Below are 16,672 nucleotides of genomic sequence, written 5' to 3' on the forward strand. Positions count from 1 at the left end.
TTTATCACAACCCCGCTACCAAAAAAACACGCTGACTAGAGGCACGCCCATGAATAGAGGTCTTCACCAGCCCGGCGAGTTTCGCGACAACTGCGGCTTTGGCCTGATTGCCCATATGGAAGGGCAGGCCAGCCACGACCTGTTGAAAACCGCGATCGAGTCCCTTACCTGCATGACGCACCGGGGGGGGATCGCCGCTGACGGTAAAACCGGCGATGGCTGCGGGCTGTTGCTTAAAATGCCCACTCACTTCATGCAGGCGGTGGCCAAGGACGCCTTGGGCGTTGAGCTGGGCGAGCGTTTTGCCGTTGGGGTTGTGTTCCTGCCCGATGATGACAAGCGGGCTGCACGTGGACGCGATGCACTTGAAGACGCGCTCAAGGCACGCGGCCTGAACGTGATCGGCTGGCGCGATGTGCCCACCGACGCCAGCGTGTGCGGGCCGATGTCGCTCGATTGCCTGCCGCGTATCAGGCAGGTCTTTGTGCAGCCGGGTAGCGGTGAGCACTTTGATGTTGACCTTTTCATGGGGCGCCGTCATGCCGAACAGGCGATGCGCGACGACGAAGACTTTTATGTTGCTTCGCTGTCGTCCGAAGTGGTGTCGTATAAAGGGCTGGTAATGCCCGAAGATCTGCCGGCTTTCTATACAGATCTCAACGACCCGCGCCTGGAAACGGCCATTTGCGTCTTCCACCAGCGTTTCTCGACCAATACCGCACCGCGCTGGCCGCTTGCCCAACCGTTCCGCCTGCTGGCGCACAACGGCGAGATCAACACCATTCAAGCCAACCGCGGTTGGGCGAACTCGCGTAAAGCGAACTTCGTTAACGAGCGCCTGCCGGATATCGCCGAACTGGATGAAATCGTCAATACCACCGGTTCAGACTCCTCCAGCATGGATAACATGCTGGAAGTGCTGCTGACCGGTGGCATGGAACTACACCGCGCAGTGCGCATGATGGTGCCGCCGGCCTGGCAGAACGTCGAAACCATGGACGCCGAGTTGCGTGGCTTCTATGAATACAACTCCATGCATATGGAGCCGTGGGACGGCCCGGCAGGCGTGGTGATGACCGACGGGCGCCAGGCAGTGTGTATGCTCGACCGTAACGGCCTGCGTCCTGCGCGCTGGGTGATTACCAAGAATGGCTATATCACCCTGGCGTCGGAAATCGGCACCTACGGCTACAAGCCGGAAGATGTGGTGGCCAAAGGGCGTGTGGGACCCGGCCAGATGCTGGCGGTGGATACCCATACCGGTGAGGTGCTGCATACCGAGGACATCGACAATCGGCTGAAGTCGGCGTATCCGTACAAGCGCTGGCTGAAGCAGGAAGCCAACTACCTGGAATCGGCGCTGACCGAGTTGGCGCGTTTCCAGAACATGGATGGTAATGCACTGAACGTGCAGCAGAAGATGTTCCAGGTCAGCTTTGAAGAGCGCGACCAGGTGCTGCGTCCGTTGGCTGAAAGCGGTCAGGAGGCGGTAGGTTCAATGGGCGATGATACGCCCATGGCGGTGCTGTCCAGCCGTCCGCGGCTGCTGACGGATTACTTCCGCCAGAAGTTTGCCCAGGTGACCAACCCGGCCATCGATCCGCTACGTGAAGCGATCGTCATGTCGCTGGAAACCTGTTGTGGCGCCGAGCTGAATGTTTTCAAAGCGACCCCGGAACATGCCCACCGGCTGATCTTGACCACGCCGGTGCTGTCGCCACGCAAATTTACCGCCCTGGTCAGTCAGGATGATCCGGCGTTTGCCAGTCATACCCTGTCGCTGGGCTATGACCCCGAGCAGCAGTCGCTCAAACAAGCACTGACGGCGCTTTGCCAGGAAGCCGAAACGCAGGTGCGGGCCGGTAAAGTCCTGCTGGTGTTGACGGATGCCGACTTGCCCAAAGGCATGCTGCCGATTCAGGCAGTCCTGGCGGTAGGGGCGGTTCATACCCATCTGGGCCGGCTTGCCCTGCGCCCCAACGCCAATATTGTGGTCGAGACCGGCTACGCCCGGGATGCCCACCAGATGGCCGTGCTGTTTGGCGTGGGCGCGACGGCTGTCTACCCATGGCTTGCCTATCAGGTGATGGCGGATATGCACCGCACCGGCGAACTGACCGGCAATCCGGCAGACGCGCGGGAAAACTACCGTAAAGGCCTGCAGAAGGGGCTGTTCAAGATCCTCTCCAAGATGGGCATCTCGACGCTGGCGTCTTACCGCGGTTCGATGCTGTTTGAAGCTGTCGGCCTCGACGACGACATCATGCAGATGTGCTTCCCGGGCATGGCGTCGCGCATCCAGGGCACTGGCTTTGCCGAGCTGCAAATGCAGCAGGCATTGCTGGCCAAAGACGCCTGGATTCCCCGCAAGGGCATCACCCAGGGCGGCTTGTTCAAGTACGTTCATAACCACGAGTATCATGCCTATAACCCTGACGTGGTGATGACGCTTCAGGCCGCCGTGCAGGAAGGCAGCTACGCCAAGTGGAAGAAATTCGCCCAGCTGGTCAACGAGCGTCCGGTGGCGACAATCCGCGACCTGCTGGCCCTCAAGCCTGCCGAAACGCCGATTCCGCTGGATGACGTCGAGCCGGTCGAAGACCTGCTGCCGCGCTTTGACAGCGCGGGCATGTCGCTGGGGGCGCTGTCGCCGGAGGCCCACGAAGCACTTGCCCAGGCGATGAACGAGGAAGGTGGCCGCTCCAACTCCGGCGAGGGCGGCGAAGACCCGGCGCGCTACGGCACGATTCGCAGCTCGAAAATCAAGCAGATTGCCTCTGGCCGTTTTGGGGTGACGCCTCACTACCTGGTCAATGCGGAAGTCCTGCAGATCAAGGTCGCCCAGGGCGCCAAGCCTGGTGAGGGTGGTCAGTTGCCTGGCGGCAAGGTCAATCAGCTGATTGCGCGGCTGCGCTACTCGGTGCCCGGCGTGACGCTGATTTCGCCGCCGCCGCACCACGACATCTACTCGATCGAAGACCTGGCGCAGTTGATTTTTGACCTCAAGCAGGTCAATCCGGACGCCCAGGTATCGGTCAAGCTGGTGTCCGAGCCGGGTATCGGCACTATCGCGACAGGGGTTGCCAAGGCCTACGCCGACCTGATTACCGTGTCCGGCTATGATGGTGGTACGGCCGCAAGTCCCCTGACCTCGATCAAGCACGCCGGGTCACCCTGGGAGCTGGGGCTGCCGGAAGTCCATCAAGCGCTGCGTATCAACAGTTTGCGTGACAAGATCCGCCTGCAGACCGACGGCGGTCTGAAGACCGGCTTGGACGTGGTCAAGGCGGCGATCCTTGGCGCGGAAAGCTTCGGTTTCGGTACCGCGCCGATGGTCGCGCTGGGCTGTAAATACCTGCGCATCTGTCACCTGAACAACTGTGCCACCGGTGTCGCCACCCAGGATGACTTCCTGCGCGGCGAGCACTTCCGCGGTACCGTGGACATGGTCAAGAACTATTTCCGCTTTATCGCCGAAGAAGTGCGTGAGTTGATGGCCATGCTGGGTGTGACCAAACTCACCGATCTGATCGGCCGTACCGACCTGCTCGACGTGCTGGAAGGCAATACCGCCTCCCAGCGCAAGCTGGATTTGACGCCGCTGCTGACCAACGACTTCGTGCCCGCGGATGCGCCCCAGTTCTGCAAGGTGAGCCGTAACGTGCCCCACGATCCGGGTGCCAAAAACCAGGAAGTGTTGGCGGCACTGAAAGACGCCATAGAAAACCAGTCGGGTGGCGAGTTTGATTTCACCATTACCAACTGTGACCGTAGTGTCGCCGCGCTGACATCCGGCGCGATTGCCAAGCGCTACGGTGAAGAAGGCCTGGAAAACGCGCCGATCACCGCGCGCTTTACCGGCGTTGCCGGGCAGAGCTTCGGGGTGTGGAACGCCCGTGGCCTGAACCTGTATCTTGAAGGCGATGCCAACGACTACGTGGGTAAAGGCATGAACGGTGGCAGCATTGTGATTGTGCCGCCGAAAGTCAGTGAATTCGAAAGCCACAAAACGGCGATTATCGGCAACACCTGCCTGTATGGCGCGACCGGCGGCAAGCTGTTTGCGGCGGGTACGGCGGGTGAGCGTTTCGGGGTACGTAACTCCGGGGCGACGGCCGTTATCGAAGGCGCGGGCGACCACTGTTGCGAATACATGACCGGTGGCCTGGTCTGCGTCCTCGGTGAGACCGGGGTGAACTTCGGCGCCGGCATGACAGGCGGGTTTGCCTACGTGCTGGATGAAGAGCGCACCTTTGTAGACAAGTACAACCATGAACTGGTTGAGATTCACCGTGTTAACACCGAAGCGATGGAGGCGTATCGTCGCCACCTGCGCGAAATGATTGAGGCCTACGTAGCAGCGACAGGATCAGCGCGTGGGGCGGCTATTTTGGAAGACTTCAGCGACTACGCGCGTCACTTCTGGCTGGTAAAGCCCAAGGCCGCAAGCCTGGGTAGCCTGCTGGATCAGTCTCGGCGTCAGCCGGAATAACCGTTTTATGCCCCTATCGCTGACAGGAGAGAGATCATGGCCAACCGTTTGAATAACGATTTCCAGTTTGTGGATGTGGGTCGTCAGGACCCGCAGAAAAAAGATGCGCGTAAGCGTTCCAAAGAATTTGCTGAAATCTACGAGCCCTACAAGCCCACCGACGCGGCCAGCCAGGCACACCGCTGTCTGCACTGTGGCAATCCGTACTGCGAGTGGAAGTGCCCGGTACACAACTACATACCCAACTGGCTGCAGCTGGTGGTGGAAGGCAATATTATCGAGGCCGCCGAGCTTTCGCACAAAACCAACTCGCTGCCCGAAGTGTGTGGTCGTGTGTGCCCCCAGGACCGTCTGTGCGAGGGCGACTGCACACTCAACGATGGCTTTGGCGCGGTGACCATTGGATCGATCGAGAAGTACATTACCGATACGGCCTTTGCCATGGGCTGGCGTCCGGATATGTCGCAGGTGACCTGGACGGACAAGAAAGTGGCGATTGTGGGGGCAGGACCTGCAGGTCTTGGCTGCGCCGATATCCTGGCACGCAATGGTGTCAAGCCGGTGGTGTTCGACAAGTACCCTGAAATCGGCGGCTTGCTGACGTTCGGTATTCCCGAGTTCAAGCTGGAAAAGAACGTCATGGAGCGTCGCCGTGCGGTCTTTGAAGAGATGGGCGTCGAGTTCCGGCTGAATACCGAGATCGGTACCGACGTTGAGTTTGAAACGCTGCTCCAGGACTACGATGCCGTTTTCCTGGGTATGGGCACTTACAAGTATATGGAAGGAGGCTTCCCGGGCGAAGATCTGCCGGGTGTTTATAAAGCGCTCGACTTCCTGATTGCCAACGTCAATCGCTGCCTGGGCTTTGAAAAAGATCCCAACGATTACATCTCAATGGAAGGCAAGCGCGTGGTGGTCCTGGGCGGTGGTGATACCGCAATGGACTGCAACCGCACCTCGATTCGTCAGGGAGCGGCGAGCGTGACCTGCGCCTATCGCCGTGATGAAGGCAACATGCCGGGGTCACGTAAGGAAGTTGCCAATGCCCGGGAAGAGGGCGTCGAGTTTCTGTTCAACCGTCAGCCGGTCGCCGTGGTCGGTGACGACAAGGTCGAAGGCGTGAAGGTGGTGCGTACGCGTCTGGGCGAGCCGGATGAAAACGGTCGCCAGCGCCCTGAAGTAGTGCCGGGCTCGGAAGAGATTGTTCCCGCCGATGCGGTGGTTGTTGCCTTCGGTTTCCAGGCAAGCCCCGCGCCATGGTTCGACCCGGCCAATATCCAGGTCGATGAGCGCGACCGTGTCACCGCGCCGGAGCACGGCCAATACGCCTTCCAGACCAGCAACGAGAAAATCTTTGCCGGCGGCGATATGGTGCGCGGCTCTGACCTGGTGGTCACCGCCATCTACGAAGGCCGTCAGGCAGCGGAAGGCATGCTGGATTATCTGGGCGTTTAATCGGGGTTCCAGCACCGGTCTTGTCGGGCGATCGGGCTGTCTACGGGAAATCCTCTTCGGTGCCTTGATGATTGCTGATCGCCCAATGAATTGGGCTCCTTGTGTCTCTCAAGAGGGAATGATTAGCTACCATTCTCTCTGGCCAGAAGGGTAACCCGTTGGGCTCCTGATGGGCATTGACCCTGCTCCGTAGATGGGCCCCTTCTGGTTTCTTATCTCGTAAATTTGGACGGTATCCAAAGCCCTTCGCACAACGAAAGAGGCTGTACGAACAAGGCGAGACAACGAGATGGCATATATCGGCATTGATGTTAGCAAACAGAAACTTGATTGCCTGTGGGTGCGGGATCTGAGTAAGAGCAAGGTGAAAACGAAAGTATTCCCCAACCGCCATCAGGACTACCCAGGTTTGCTCGACTGGCTTGTCAGGCAGACCGGCGAAGATATCAGCAACCTGCATGTCTTTCTGGAAGCCACCAGTATCTATCATGAACCCTTAGCATACTGGCTGCATGACATGGGCGTCACCGTGTACGTACTGAATCCTGCCCAGGTGCGCCATCACGCCAAGGGAATGGGCGTTCGCAGTAAGACAGACCGTAAAGACAGCATGATGCTCGCCCGCTATGGGATCGAACGCAACCCTAAACCGTGGCAGCCAGAACCAACTGAGGTGAGAGAGCTCAAGCGCCTTATCAACCGGTTAGAGGCCGTAGAAGACGACCTGCAGCGCGAGCGTAACCGCCTGGAGAAGGCCGAGTTCAACACTGACACTCAAGCGAGCGAATCCATTAGCTATATGCTGGTCGCCCTTGAGCGAGAAGTACAGCGGCTGCAGCAGGCGATCGCTGACCATTTCGAGGCGTACCCGCCGCTTAAGCAAGATCGCAAACTACTCGAGAGTATTCCCGGCATTGGAAACGTCCTGTCAGCTCGTCTGGTGGCTACGCTACGCAGTCGAGACTTCCGCAGTGCTCGCCAGGCAGCCGCCTTCCTGGGCCTCGTGCCGATACTGAAAGAATCAGGTACCTCGGTGAAGTTGCGAACCCATCTTTCCAAGGCAGGGGCGCCCAGTATCCGCCGGAAACTTTATATGGCCGCCATCGTATCGACCCGCTGTAATCCTGACGTCAGCGAGCAATTTGCACGACTCAAAGCTCGTGGCAAGCCAACGTTGTCGGCGCTGGGGGCGGCTATGCGCAAATTGGTACACATCGCTTTTGGCGTGTTGAAGTCACAAAGTGAATATCGGCCGCAAGGAGCATGAAGCCCCTTGCAGTTGGTATAGAGAGACGGTATCTACCACCCCGTCTTGCGCGAGGCCATGTAGGAGCCCGACTTGTCGGGCGATCAGGCCATCGACTGGCTATCACCCTCGGCGCCTCGATCCCTCTTCCCGCCGTAATTGAGCCTTAGGTCGTACTCTGCTATTCTGTCGTCCCATCCTGGTGTGGCTTTCTGCCGTGCCTTCTGATCACGTTTCGACAGGTTTTTCATGACACGATATATCTTCGTGACCGGCGGCGTTGTGTCCTCTCTTGGCAAAGGCATCGCGTCGGCCTCGCTGGCGGCGATCCTCGAGGCACGCGGCCTTAAGGTCACCATGCTCAAGCTCGACCCCTACATCAACGTCGACCCGGGCACCATGAGCCCCTTCCAGCATGGCGAGGTATTTGTCACCGAGGATGGTGCAGAAACCGACCTGGACCTTGGCCACTACGAACGCTTTATTCGCACCAAAATGACCCAGCGTAACAACTTTACGACCGGGCGTGTTTACGAGCACGTACTACGTAAAGAGCGGCGTGGCGATTATCTAGGTGGCACCGTTCAGGTCATCCCGCATATTACCGACGAAATCAAGCAGCGCGTTTATGCCGGTGGTGAAGGCTTTGACGTCGCGCTGGTGGAAATTGGCGGTACGGTCGGCGATATCGAGTCGCTACCCTTCCTGGAATCGATCCGCCAGATTCGCAGCGAACAGGGCGCCAACCGCGCGTTGTTCATGCACCTGACGCTGGTGCCTTACATCAAGACGGCGGGTGAAACCAAAACCAAGCCGACCCAGCACAGCGTCAAGGAGCTCCGCTCCATCGGTATCCAGCCGGACATCCTGATCTGCCGCAGCGAAGTCGAGTTGGAAGAGAGCGAACGCCGCAAAATCGCCCTGTTCACCAACGTTGAAGAGCGTGCCGTTGTGCCGCTGCAGGATGCCGATACGATCTACCGTATCCCGCTGATGCTTCACGAGCATGGGCTGGACGATATCGTCTGTGACAAACTGCGTCTGGAGGCCGGCCCGGCGGATCTTTCCGAGTGGGTGAAGGTCCTGGATGCCAAGCTCAACCCGCTGAAGTCGGTCAGCATCGCCATGGTCGGCAAGTACATGGAATTGCTCGACGCCTATAAATCGCTTAATGAAGCGTTGACCCATGCCGGTATCCAGGGGCGCATCAAGGTCAATATCGACTTCGTCGACTCGGAAGATATCGAGCGCCATGGTACCGAACGTCTGGCCGGTAAAGACGCCATCCTGGTGCCGGGCGGCTTTGGTGAGCGCGGCGTTGAAGGCAAGATCATGACCGCCCAGTTTGCCCGTGAAAACAAGGTGCCGTATCTGGGGATCTGCTTGGGCATGCAGGTGGCTGTGATCGAGTTTGCGCGCCATGTGGCGGGCTGGAAAGATGCCAACTCCACCGAGTTCACCCACGATACCCAGCACCCCGTTGTCGGCCTGATTACCGAGTGGCTTAACGCAGAAGGCAAAATCGAGCTGCGCGATGCGGCTTCCGACCTGGGTGGCACCATGCGCCTGGGCGGTCAGGTATGCCGCCTCGCGTCAGGTAGCAAGGCACGTGAAGCCTATGGCGCTGATGAAATCGTCGAGCGCCACCGCCATCGTTTCGAGGTCAATAACCAGTTTATCGATGACCTGGAAAAGGCCGGGCTGGTAATTTCAGGCAAGAGTGTCGACCAGTCGCTGGTGGAAATGGTCGAGCTTGCTGACCATCCCTGGTACGTCGCCTGCCAATTCCACCCGGAATTCACCTCGACGCCGCGGGATGGCCATCCGCTCTTTTCAGGCTTTATCAATGCCGCCGTCGAGCACAAAGCCGCAAGGGCACGTGCCCACGCGGCGCCTCAGGAATAACAGGGGGAAGCATGGCTTCTCAAGAGACATTCCAAGAGCACCATATCAACGTTGCCGGCCTAACTGCCGGCAATTCTTTGCCACTGATGCTGCTGGGGGGCATGAACGTTCTGGAGTCGGCTGAGCTGGCGGATGAAGTGGCCGAGACCTACGTCAAGGTGACGCAAAAGCTGGGCATGCCCTACGTCTACAAGGCGAGTTTCGATAAGGCCAACCGCAGCTCGATCCACTCCTACCGTGGACCGGGACTGGAAAAAGGCCTGCAGATCCTGGCGGATATAAAAGCCCGCCACGGAGTGCCGGTCATCACCGACGTCCACGAACCCTGGCAGGCCGCACCGGCAGCCGAAGTGGCCGATATTATCCAACTGCCAGCGTTTCTTGCACGCCAGACCGATCTGGTCGTGGCCATGGCCAGGACGGGGGCGGCGATCAATATCAAGAAACCGCAGTTTTTGGCGCCGCATGAAATGCGTCATATCCTCACCAAGTTCCGGGAAGCCGGTAACGACCGCCTGATGCTTTGCGAGCGGGGCACCAGTTTTGGCTATAACAACCTGGTTGTGGATATGCTGGGCCTGGGCGACATGAAGCAAACCGGGTCGCCGGTGTTTTTCGACGTGACCCACGCACTGCAGCGCCCGGGTGGGCGTGCCGATAGCGCCGATGGGCGCCGTGCCCAGGTGGCGGAATTGGCTCGCGCGGGCGTCGCGGTGGGTTTGGCCGGGCTGTTCCTGGAAGCGCACCCCGACCCCGATAATGCCAAGTGCGATGGCCCCTGCGCTTTGCCGCTGGATCAGCTGGAGCCGTTTCTGACCCAGCTCATGCAGCTGGATGCACTGGTGAAAGGCTTTGCGCCGCTGTCCATTCGCTGATGGCGCCGCCAAACGTGATACGTTAAACCTCCATTAGACCGACAACTAAGGACACTGTCATGACCAAAATCGTTGATATCCGTGCGTTGGAAGTACTCGATTCACGCGGTAACCCCACCGTTCAGGCAACCGTTCGCCTGGCAAGCGGTGCGGTAGGCGACGCCTGTGCCCCAAGCGGCGCCTCTACCGGCTCGCGGGAAGCGCTCGAACTACGTGATGGCGACAAGGCGCGCTACCTGGGTAAAGGCGTGCTCAAAGCAGTGGACGCGGTCAATGGCAGAATCCGTGAGGCATTGCTGGGGATGGACGCGCGCGATCAGCGTGGCCTGGACGACGCCATGCTTGCCCTGGACGGCACGGATAACAAGGCCAATCTGGGCGCCAATGCCATTCTGGCCGTATCGCTTGCGGCGGCTAAAGCCGCTGCCAATGCCAAAGGCGTGCCGCTTTACGCGCACATCGCCGAGCTATACGGCCAGCCTGGCCAGTACCGTATGCCCGTGCCGATGATGAACATCCTGAACGGTGGCGAGCATGCGGATAACAACGTCGATATCCAGGAATTCATGGTCCAGCCAGTAGGCGCGGCCAACTTCCGCGAAGGCCTGCGCATGGGCGCGGAAATTTTCCACGCGCTGAAGAAAGTGCTCTCGGCCAAGGGGCTCTCTACCTCTGTCGGTGACGAGGGCGGCTTTGCGCCTAACCTGGCGTCTAACGCCGATGCGCTAGCGGTGATTAAACAGGCCGTTGCGGATGCAGGCTACGAGCTGGGAAAAGACGTAACGCTGGCGCTGGACTGTGCCTCTTCCGAATTCTACAAAGACGGTCAGTACAACCTTTCCGGTGAAGGCAAAAGCTACGACGCCCAAGGCTTTACTGATTACCTGGCAGGCCTGTGCGCCGATTACCCGATTGTGTCCATCGAAGACGGCATGGACGAATCAGACTGGGACGGCTGGAAAGCGCTGACCGACAAGCTGGGCGATAAAGTGCAGCTGGTGGGTGATGATCTATTCGTCACCAATACCAGGATTCTCAAGCGCGGCATCGACGAGCAGATCGGCAACTCGATTCTGATCAAGTTCAACCAGATCGGTTCGCTCTCCGAGACGCTGGATGCCATCAAGATGGCCCAGGACGCGGGCTTTACCGCGGTGATTTCCCATCGTAGCGGTGAGACCGAAGATACCACCATCGCCGATTTGGCCGTCGGTACCTGTGCCGGGCAGATTAAAACCGGCTCGCTGTGCCGTAGCGACCGCGTTGCCAAATACAACCGCCTGTTGGTGATCGAAGATGAATTGGGCGACGTCAGCTACCCGGGGATCAAGGCCATTAAGGGCCAATAAGGCAAGAAATGGCAGTGGCTTTGTAAGAGATGTCTCAAGATTTTGTAAGAGATCTCTTACAAATGCCGTCGAAAATCGCTCGATAGATGTAAGAAAAACAGAAATTTTTCACTAATTAAATTTTAACTATCTGTTTTTAAAGGTGTTTATGAAAAAGGGTAGGCCAGCATGGCCTACCCTTTGTCGTTTTGGACCGCCTTGTGGTGTCAGCCGGTTCTGCCACAATGCTCATCAAGGACAAGGGAGGCAAGGATGTCCCCCAGGCAGGATGCAACGGGATGCAGGTTGGTGCGCCGGGTGAAACAGTGATGTAAGTCCTGGCAAGGACAGCACCAAAGGAAGTTGACACAGGGAGTGGTCAAGAGGAAGTGCTTGGAGCGGGCGGCCTACGGGCCGCCTTTTTTTATGCCTGCCGCAGGCATAAAAAAACCAGCGCAGTCGCTGGTTTCTAAAAGGTGTGCAATGGCGACTCGATTCGCGCATCACTTACCGTTCAAGCTTCTCCAGCTTGCCGCTTTTGCCATCCCACTCCTCGGCATCGGGCAGCGGGTCTTTCTTCTCGGCAATGTTGGGCCACACTTCTGACAGTTCCGCGTTGATTTCAATAAACTGCTCTTGTCCCTCGGGCAGTTCATCCTCCGAATAGATTGCCTCGGCAGGGCATTCCGGCTCGCAAAGCGCACAGTCGATACACTCGTCCGGGTGGATCACCAGAAAATTGGGGCCTTCATAAAAGCAGTCGACCGGGCAGACTTCTACACAGTCGGTGTATTTACATTGGATGCAGTTCTCGGTAACGACAAACGTCATCTTGCTATCCCTCTTGCGGGACCAAGGGGACGCCCTTGGTCGTGGTCAATCGTGAATGGTTATAAATCAGCCGTTTTTTATAAGCTAAAAAGTATGGGCGACATTCTAGAGGTGCCCTAAGGCCGCGGCAAGCGCCGTGGCGATGTTCTGTTACGCGAATTAAAGCAGCTCGCGCCATTGATATAGCAGCGACAGAGCCTCTCGTGGCGATAAACCATCCACATCCGCGTTTTCCAGCGCCTCCACCACCGGATGAGGTGCGCTGGCAAACAAATCATTCTGTTGAGGTGCGGCCGTTTGAGACAGCGGCATTTGACGCTGTTCCTCAACGTCGCGCTGTTCAAGGGTAACCAGCTTTTCACGCGCCCGCTGGATGACCTGGCTGGGCACCCCGGCGAGTTGGGCGACCTGCAAGCCGTAACTCTGGCTGGCGGGCCCTGACTCGATACGGTGCATGAAGACGATATTGTCGCCATGCTCGGTAGCGGTTAAGTGAATATTGGCCACGCCGTCGGCCTGGTCGGGTAGCCCGGTCATTTCAAAGTAGTGGGTCGCGAATAGCGTCAAGGCGCGGGCACTGGCCAGATGCTCTGCACTTGCCCACGCCAGTGACAGACCATCAAAGGTGCTGGTGCCGCGGCCGATCTCGTCCATCAGCACCAGGCTGTGCTCGGTGGCATTGTGCAGGATATTGGCGGTCTCGGTCATTTCGACCATGAAGGTCGAGCGTCCGCCCGCCAGGTCATCCGAAGAGCCGATGCGGGTAAAGATACGGTCGACGGGGCCTATTTCGGCAGCGTCCGCCGGGACAAAGCTGCCGCTGTGGGCCAGCAGTGCAATCAGCGCGGTTTGCCGCATGTAGGTTGATTTACCCCCCATGTTGGGGCCGGTGATAATCAGCATGTGCTGCTCGGGGGTGAGGGTCACATCGTTGGGCACGAAGGGATGATCACTCACCTGCTCGACCACCGGGTGACGACCGGCGTGGATGGTCAGACCGGTGGCCTCCACCAGGGTTGGGCGTACCCAGTTGAGTGCTTCGGCGCGTTCGGCAAAGGCGCACAGCACATCCAGCTCGGCCAGCGCCTGGGATGTCCGCTGCAGTGCGTTGAGCTCCTCGTTGAGCTCGTTGAGCAGCTGGTCATAAAGCCACTTTTCCCGGCTTAGCGCGCGGGATTTCGCCGACAGCGCTTTATCTTCGAACTCTTTAAGCTCGGGGATGATAAACCGCTCGGCATTTTTCAGCGTCTGGCGGCGAATATAGTCGGCCGGGGCCTGCTGGGCCTGGGCCCGGGGCAGTTCGATAAAGTAGCCATGCACGCGGTTATAGCCGACCTTCAGGTTGGCAAGGCCGGTGCGCTCGCGCTCGCGCTGTTCCAGTTGAACCAGATAGTCACCGGCGTTCTCGGCCAGGCCGCGGTGTTCATCCAGCTCAGCGTCGTACCCCTGGGCGATGACGCCGCCGTCGCGGATTACCACCGGCGGATTGTCGATCAGCGCCCGCTGGAGCGTGTCGGTTATCTCCGGGTAGGGGCGAATATGCGGGCGCAGGCTATCCAGCAGGCTGCCGTTTTCGACCTCACCCAACTGCTGCTCCAGCGTGGGCAGCGTGGCCAGGGCATCGCGCAGACGCGCCAGGTCACGTGGACGGGCGCTATACAGCGCCACCCGGGCAAGAATACGTTCGACGTCACCCACGTCGTTCAGGGTATCGCGGATGGCCAGGTAGTTGGCGTCCAGGCTTAATAGCGCAACGCCTGCCTGGCGACCCTGAATGACGTCGCGTTGGCGCAGCGGTCGATTCAGCCAGCGCTTCAGCAGGCGCGAGCCCATTGCCGTTGTGCAGGTATCCAGAACGCTTGCCAGGGTGTTGTCAGTCCCGCCCCCGAGGTTGATATCGATTTCCAGATTGCGTCGGCTGGCGGCATCGATCACCACCGCGTCGTCACGGTTCTCGACGCTGATGGCCGTCACGTGGGGCAGGCGTGAGCGCTGGGTGTCCCGCGCGTAGTCGATCAGCACGCCGGCGGCGACCAGCGCTGTGGTCAAGTGGGCGCAGCCAAAGCCGCGTAAGTCCTGCACCTCGAACTGGTCGCACAAACTGCGCGTCGCACTCTGCAGGTCAAACAGCCACTCCCCCTGGCGGCGCAGGCCACGGGTCTGCGACCATGCGTCGGGCAGGGTAAGGCTTTCGGGGACCAGCAACTCAGCCGGCGATAACCGCGTCAACTCGGCCAGCATCTCGGCTTCACCGTCGACTTCCAGCACGCTAAAGCGGCCGCTGGAAAGCTCAAGCCAGGCCAGCCCCCACTGTTCGTTGCCGGGCGCAACGGCCACCAGTACGTTATCGCGCCGGGCGTCCAGCAAGGCCTCGTCGTGCAGGGTGCCGGGCGTGACAATACGCACAACCTGGCGATCAACGGGGCCTTTGCTGGTAGCCGGGTCGCCAATCTGTTCGCAGATGGCAACGGATTCGCCAGCGGCGACCAGGCGTGCCAGGTAGCCTTCGGCACTATGATAGGGCACGCCCGCCATGGGGATGGGCTTGCCGCCCGACTGGCCGCGCTGGGTCAGGGTGATATCCAGCAGCGCAGCAGCGCGCTTGGCATCGTCGAAAAACAGCTCGTAAAAGTCCCCCATTCGGTAAAACAGCAGTACCTCGGGGTGCTCGCGTTTGATCTTCAAATATTGCGCGATCATTGGCGTGTGCGCGGGGCTGGCCTGTGACATGGACGTCCTAATTGAGCGGGGCGCAAGCGCGTGGAACTTGCTGCCTGTTCTTTGAGCAACTGAAACACAGTATTCTACGCTGAATTGATGACGCACATGAAGGAGCGACGATGTCACCCAGTGTCTCAAGCTTGATGAATCTGGATTTATCCCTGCTAGCCCAACGCCTGGGGCGCCTGTGCCAGCAGGCGCAACTGGAAGTGACCGCGGCCGAGTCGTGTACCGGCGGCGGCATTGCCAGCGCGATCACCTCGGTGGCGGGCAGTTCGGCGTACTTCACCACCGGCTACGTCACCTACGCCAATGCGGCCAAGACGCGTCTTCTGGGCGTGCCGGAAGCCACGCTGGACACCCATGGCGCGGTCAGCGACGTCGTGGTCAAGGCCATGGTGGCGGGCGCCTGCCGGGAAAGCGGTGCCGGGCTTGCGGTGGCCGTCAGCGGCGTCGCGGGTCCTGACGGCGGTAGCGAAGACAAGCCCGTGGGGACTGTCTGGCTGGCGTGGGGCAATGCGGACCAGCAGCAAGCCGAGCGGTTTGTTTTTCCCGGTGACCGTCAGGCCGTTCGTGAGCAGGCCGTGCGCCAGGCACTGGCAGGGCTGATAGTGCGGCTGGCGGAAAAAGTGGGTGACGGCAGCGAGAAATAATCGCGCGAAACACTAGCTGAGGATTTGTTTAGCGGCTAATCTTTGGCATACTACTGGCTAATTATACAGCTTATGATGAGGATTGACTGAATGGCTCAGGATGATAATCGCACCAAGGCGCTCAACGCTGCGCTCAGCCAGATTGATCGCCAGTTTGGCAAAGGCACGGTCATGCGGCTGGGCGACGCTCCCCGCGTTGTCATGCCGTCGGTGTCCACCGGCTCGCTGGGTCTGGATATCGCCCTTGGTATCGGTGGCCTGCCGTATGGCCGGGTGGCTGAAATTTTCGGCCCGGAGTCCTCGGGTAAGACGACCCTGACCCTGTCGGTGATTGCGCAAGCCCAGAAACAGGGCAAGGTCTGCGCATTCGTGGATGCCGAGCATGCGCTGGACCCCAGCTATGCTGAAAAACTGGGTGTTAATCTGGACGACCTGCTGGTGTCTCAGCCGGATACCGGCGAACAGGCGCTGGAAATCACCGATATGCTGGTGCGTTCCGGCGGTGTCGATGTGATCATTATCGACTCGGTGGCGGCGTTGACCCCACGTGCTGAAATTGAAGGCGAAATGGGCGATGCCCACGTTGGCCTGCAGGCACGCCTGATGTCGCAGGCGCTGCGCAAGATCAGCGGCAACATCAAGAATGCCAACTGCCTAGTGGTGTTCATCAACCAGATCCGCATGAAGATCGGCGTGATGTTCGGCAGTCCCGAAACGACCACTGGCGGTAACGCACTGAAGTTTTACTCAAGCGTGCGGCTGGACATCCGGCGCACGGGGTCGGTGAAAGTTGGCGACGAGGTCACCGGTAACGAAACCCGCGTTAAAGTGGTCAAGAACAAGGTGGCGCCGCCGTTCCGTCAGGCCGAATTCCAGATTCTCTACGGCAAAGGCATATACCACGCCGGCGAAGTCGTCGATCTGGGCGTGCAGCAGAACCTGGTAGACAAAGCCGGTGCCTGGTACAGCTACAAGGGTAAAAAGATCGGTCAGGGCAAGGCCAATGCGGCCCAGTACCTGGAAGAGCACCCTGACGTCATGGAAGAGATCGAAAGCCAGATTCGCGCCCAGCTGCTTGCCCAGCCCGAGCCGAAGAAAGAAGAGGCTGCCAAGAAGGAAGAAGCGGCTGACGCGAACGCCGAAGACGATCTGCTCTAAGCCGCGGG

The 16,672-nt window shown here is 59.3% G+C and carries 10 protein-coding genes; 8 read left to right on the plus strand and 2 right to left on the minus strand.

The features are described from left to right. Positions 1–49 precede the first annotated feature (49 nt). The 6 genes from gltB to eno all read left to right on the plus strand — a co-directional run bounded on the left by gltB (position 50) and on the right by eno (position 11,322). Positions 50–4,492, plus strand: coding sequence for a glutamate synthase large subunit (gene gltB / locus IT895_RS03395; protein WP_199284692.1), 4,443 nt, complete (start codon positions 50–52; stop codon positions 4,490–4,492). A 36-nt stretch (positions 4,493–4,528) separates the two neighbouring features. Next, on the plus strand, positions 4,529–5,947 hold the full coding sequence (locus tag IT895_RS03400) for an FAD-dependent oxidoreductase (RefSeq protein ID WP_085919586.1): 1,419 nt from the start codon (positions 4,529–4,531) through the stop codon (positions 5,945–5,947). Positions 5,948–6,236: 289 nt separating this feature from the next. Continuing rightward, positions 6,237–7,214 carry an IS110 family transposase gene (locus IT895_RS03405; RefSeq protein ID WP_199284693.1) on the plus strand — a complete coding sequence of 326 codons (978 nt, stop codon included), beginning with the start codon at positions 6,237–6,239 and terminating at the stop codon, positions 7,212–7,214. Between the two features lie 228 nt (positions 7,215–7,442). Next, positions 7,443–9,098 carry a CTP synthase gene (locus tag IT895_RS03410; RefSeq protein ID WP_085918912.1) on the plus strand — a complete coding sequence of 552 codons (1,656 nt, stop codon included), beginning with the start codon at positions 7,443–7,445 and terminating at the stop codon, positions 9,096–9,098. A gap of 11 nt (positions 9,099–9,109) precedes the next feature. Beyond that, positions 9,110–9,973 (plus strand): 3-deoxy-8-phosphooctulonate synthase, encoded by an 864-nt coding sequence (kdsA, locus tag IT895_RS03415; RefSeq protein WP_199284694.1) that lies wholly within the window; start codon positions 9,110–9,112, stop codon positions 9,971–9,973. A 59-nt stretch (positions 9,974–10,032) separates the two neighbouring features. Continuing rightward, a complete protein-coding gene (gene eno, locus IT895_RS03420) occupies positions 10,033–11,322 on the plus strand; it encodes a phosphopyruvate hydratase (protein WP_199284695.1) in 1,290 nt (429 codons plus the stop codon). A gap of 486 nt (positions 11,323–11,808) precedes the next feature. On the opposite strand, the gene fdxA is transcribed toward eno, so the two are convergent. Both fdxA and mutS read right to left on the minus strand, forming a co-directional pair. After that, entirely contained in the window at positions 11,809–12,132 is a 324-nt protein-coding gene (gene fdxA / locus IT895_RS03425; RefSeq protein ID WP_066321307.1) for a ferredoxin FdxA, read from the minus strand. A 159-nt stretch (positions 12,133–12,291) separates the two neighbouring features. Continuing rightward, positions 12,292–14,862, minus strand: a complete 2,571-nt coding sequence (gene mutS, locus IT895_RS03430; protein ID WP_199284696.1) for a DNA mismatch repair protein MutS — start codon at positions 14,860–14,862, stop codon at positions 12,292–12,294. Between the two features lie 110 nt (positions 14,863–14,972). On the opposite strand from mutS, the gene IT895_RS03435 reads away from it, so the two are divergent. Both IT895_RS03435 and recA read left to right on the plus strand, forming a co-directional pair. After that, complete coding sequence (locus IT895_RS03435; RefSeq protein ID WP_085918908.1) at positions 14,973–15,506, plus strand: CinA family protein; 534 nt, start codon at positions 14,973–14,975, stop codon at positions 15,504–15,506. 90 nt (positions 15,507–15,596) lie between these two features. After that, the gene (gene recA, locus IT895_RS03440) at positions 15,597–16,664 is read left to right on the plus strand and encodes a recombinase RecA (protein WP_066321310.1); all 1,068 of its coding nucleotides are present in this window, start codon (positions 15,597–15,599) and stop codon (positions 16,662–16,664) included. The last annotated feature ends 8 nt before the right edge of the window (positions 16,665–16,672 follow it).

Source organism: Halomonas sp. A40-4 (assembly GCF_015767635.1).
In the GTDB taxonomy this organism is placed as follows: domain Bacteria; phylum Pseudomonadota; class Gammaproteobacteria; order Pseudomonadales; family Halomonadaceae; genus Vreelandella; species Vreelandella janggokensis.

Coding starts and splice junctions, on each gene's coding strand:
- gltB (WP_199284692.1), top strand. CDS start 50: ATGAATAGAGGTCTTCACCAGCCCGGCGAGTTTCGCGACAACTGCGGC.
- IT895_RS03400 (WP_085919586.1), top strand. CDS start 4,529: ATGGCCAACCGTTTGAATAACGATTTCCAGTTTGTGGATGTGGGTCGT.
- IT895_RS03405 (WP_199284693.1), top strand. CDS start 6,237: ATGGCATATATCGGCATTGATGTTAGCAAACAGAAACTTGATTGCCTG.
- IT895_RS03410 (WP_085918912.1), top strand. CDS start 7,443: ATGACACGATATATCTTCGTGACCGGCGGCGTTGTGTCCTCTCTTGGC.
- kdsA (WP_199284694.1), top strand. CDS start 9,110: ATGGCTTCTCAAGAGACATTCCAAGAGCACCATATCAACGTTGCCGGC.
- eno (WP_199284695.1), top strand. CDS start 10,033: ATGACCAAAATCGTTGATATCCGTGCGTTGGAAGTACTCGATTCACGC.
- fdxA (WP_066321307.1), bottom strand. CDS start 12,132: ATGACGTTTGTCGTTACCGAGAACTGCATCCAATGTAAATACACCGAC.
- mutS (WP_199284696.1), bottom strand. CDS start 14,862: ATGTCACAGGCCAGCCCCGCGCACACGCCAATGATCGCGCAATATTTG.
- IT895_RS03435 (WP_085918908.1), top strand. CDS start 14,973: ATGTCACCCAGTGTCTCAAGCTTGATGAATCTGGATTTATCCCTGCTA.
- recA (WP_066321310.1), top strand. CDS start 15,597: ATGGCTCAGGATGATAATCGCACCAAGGCGCTCAACGCTGCGCTCAGC.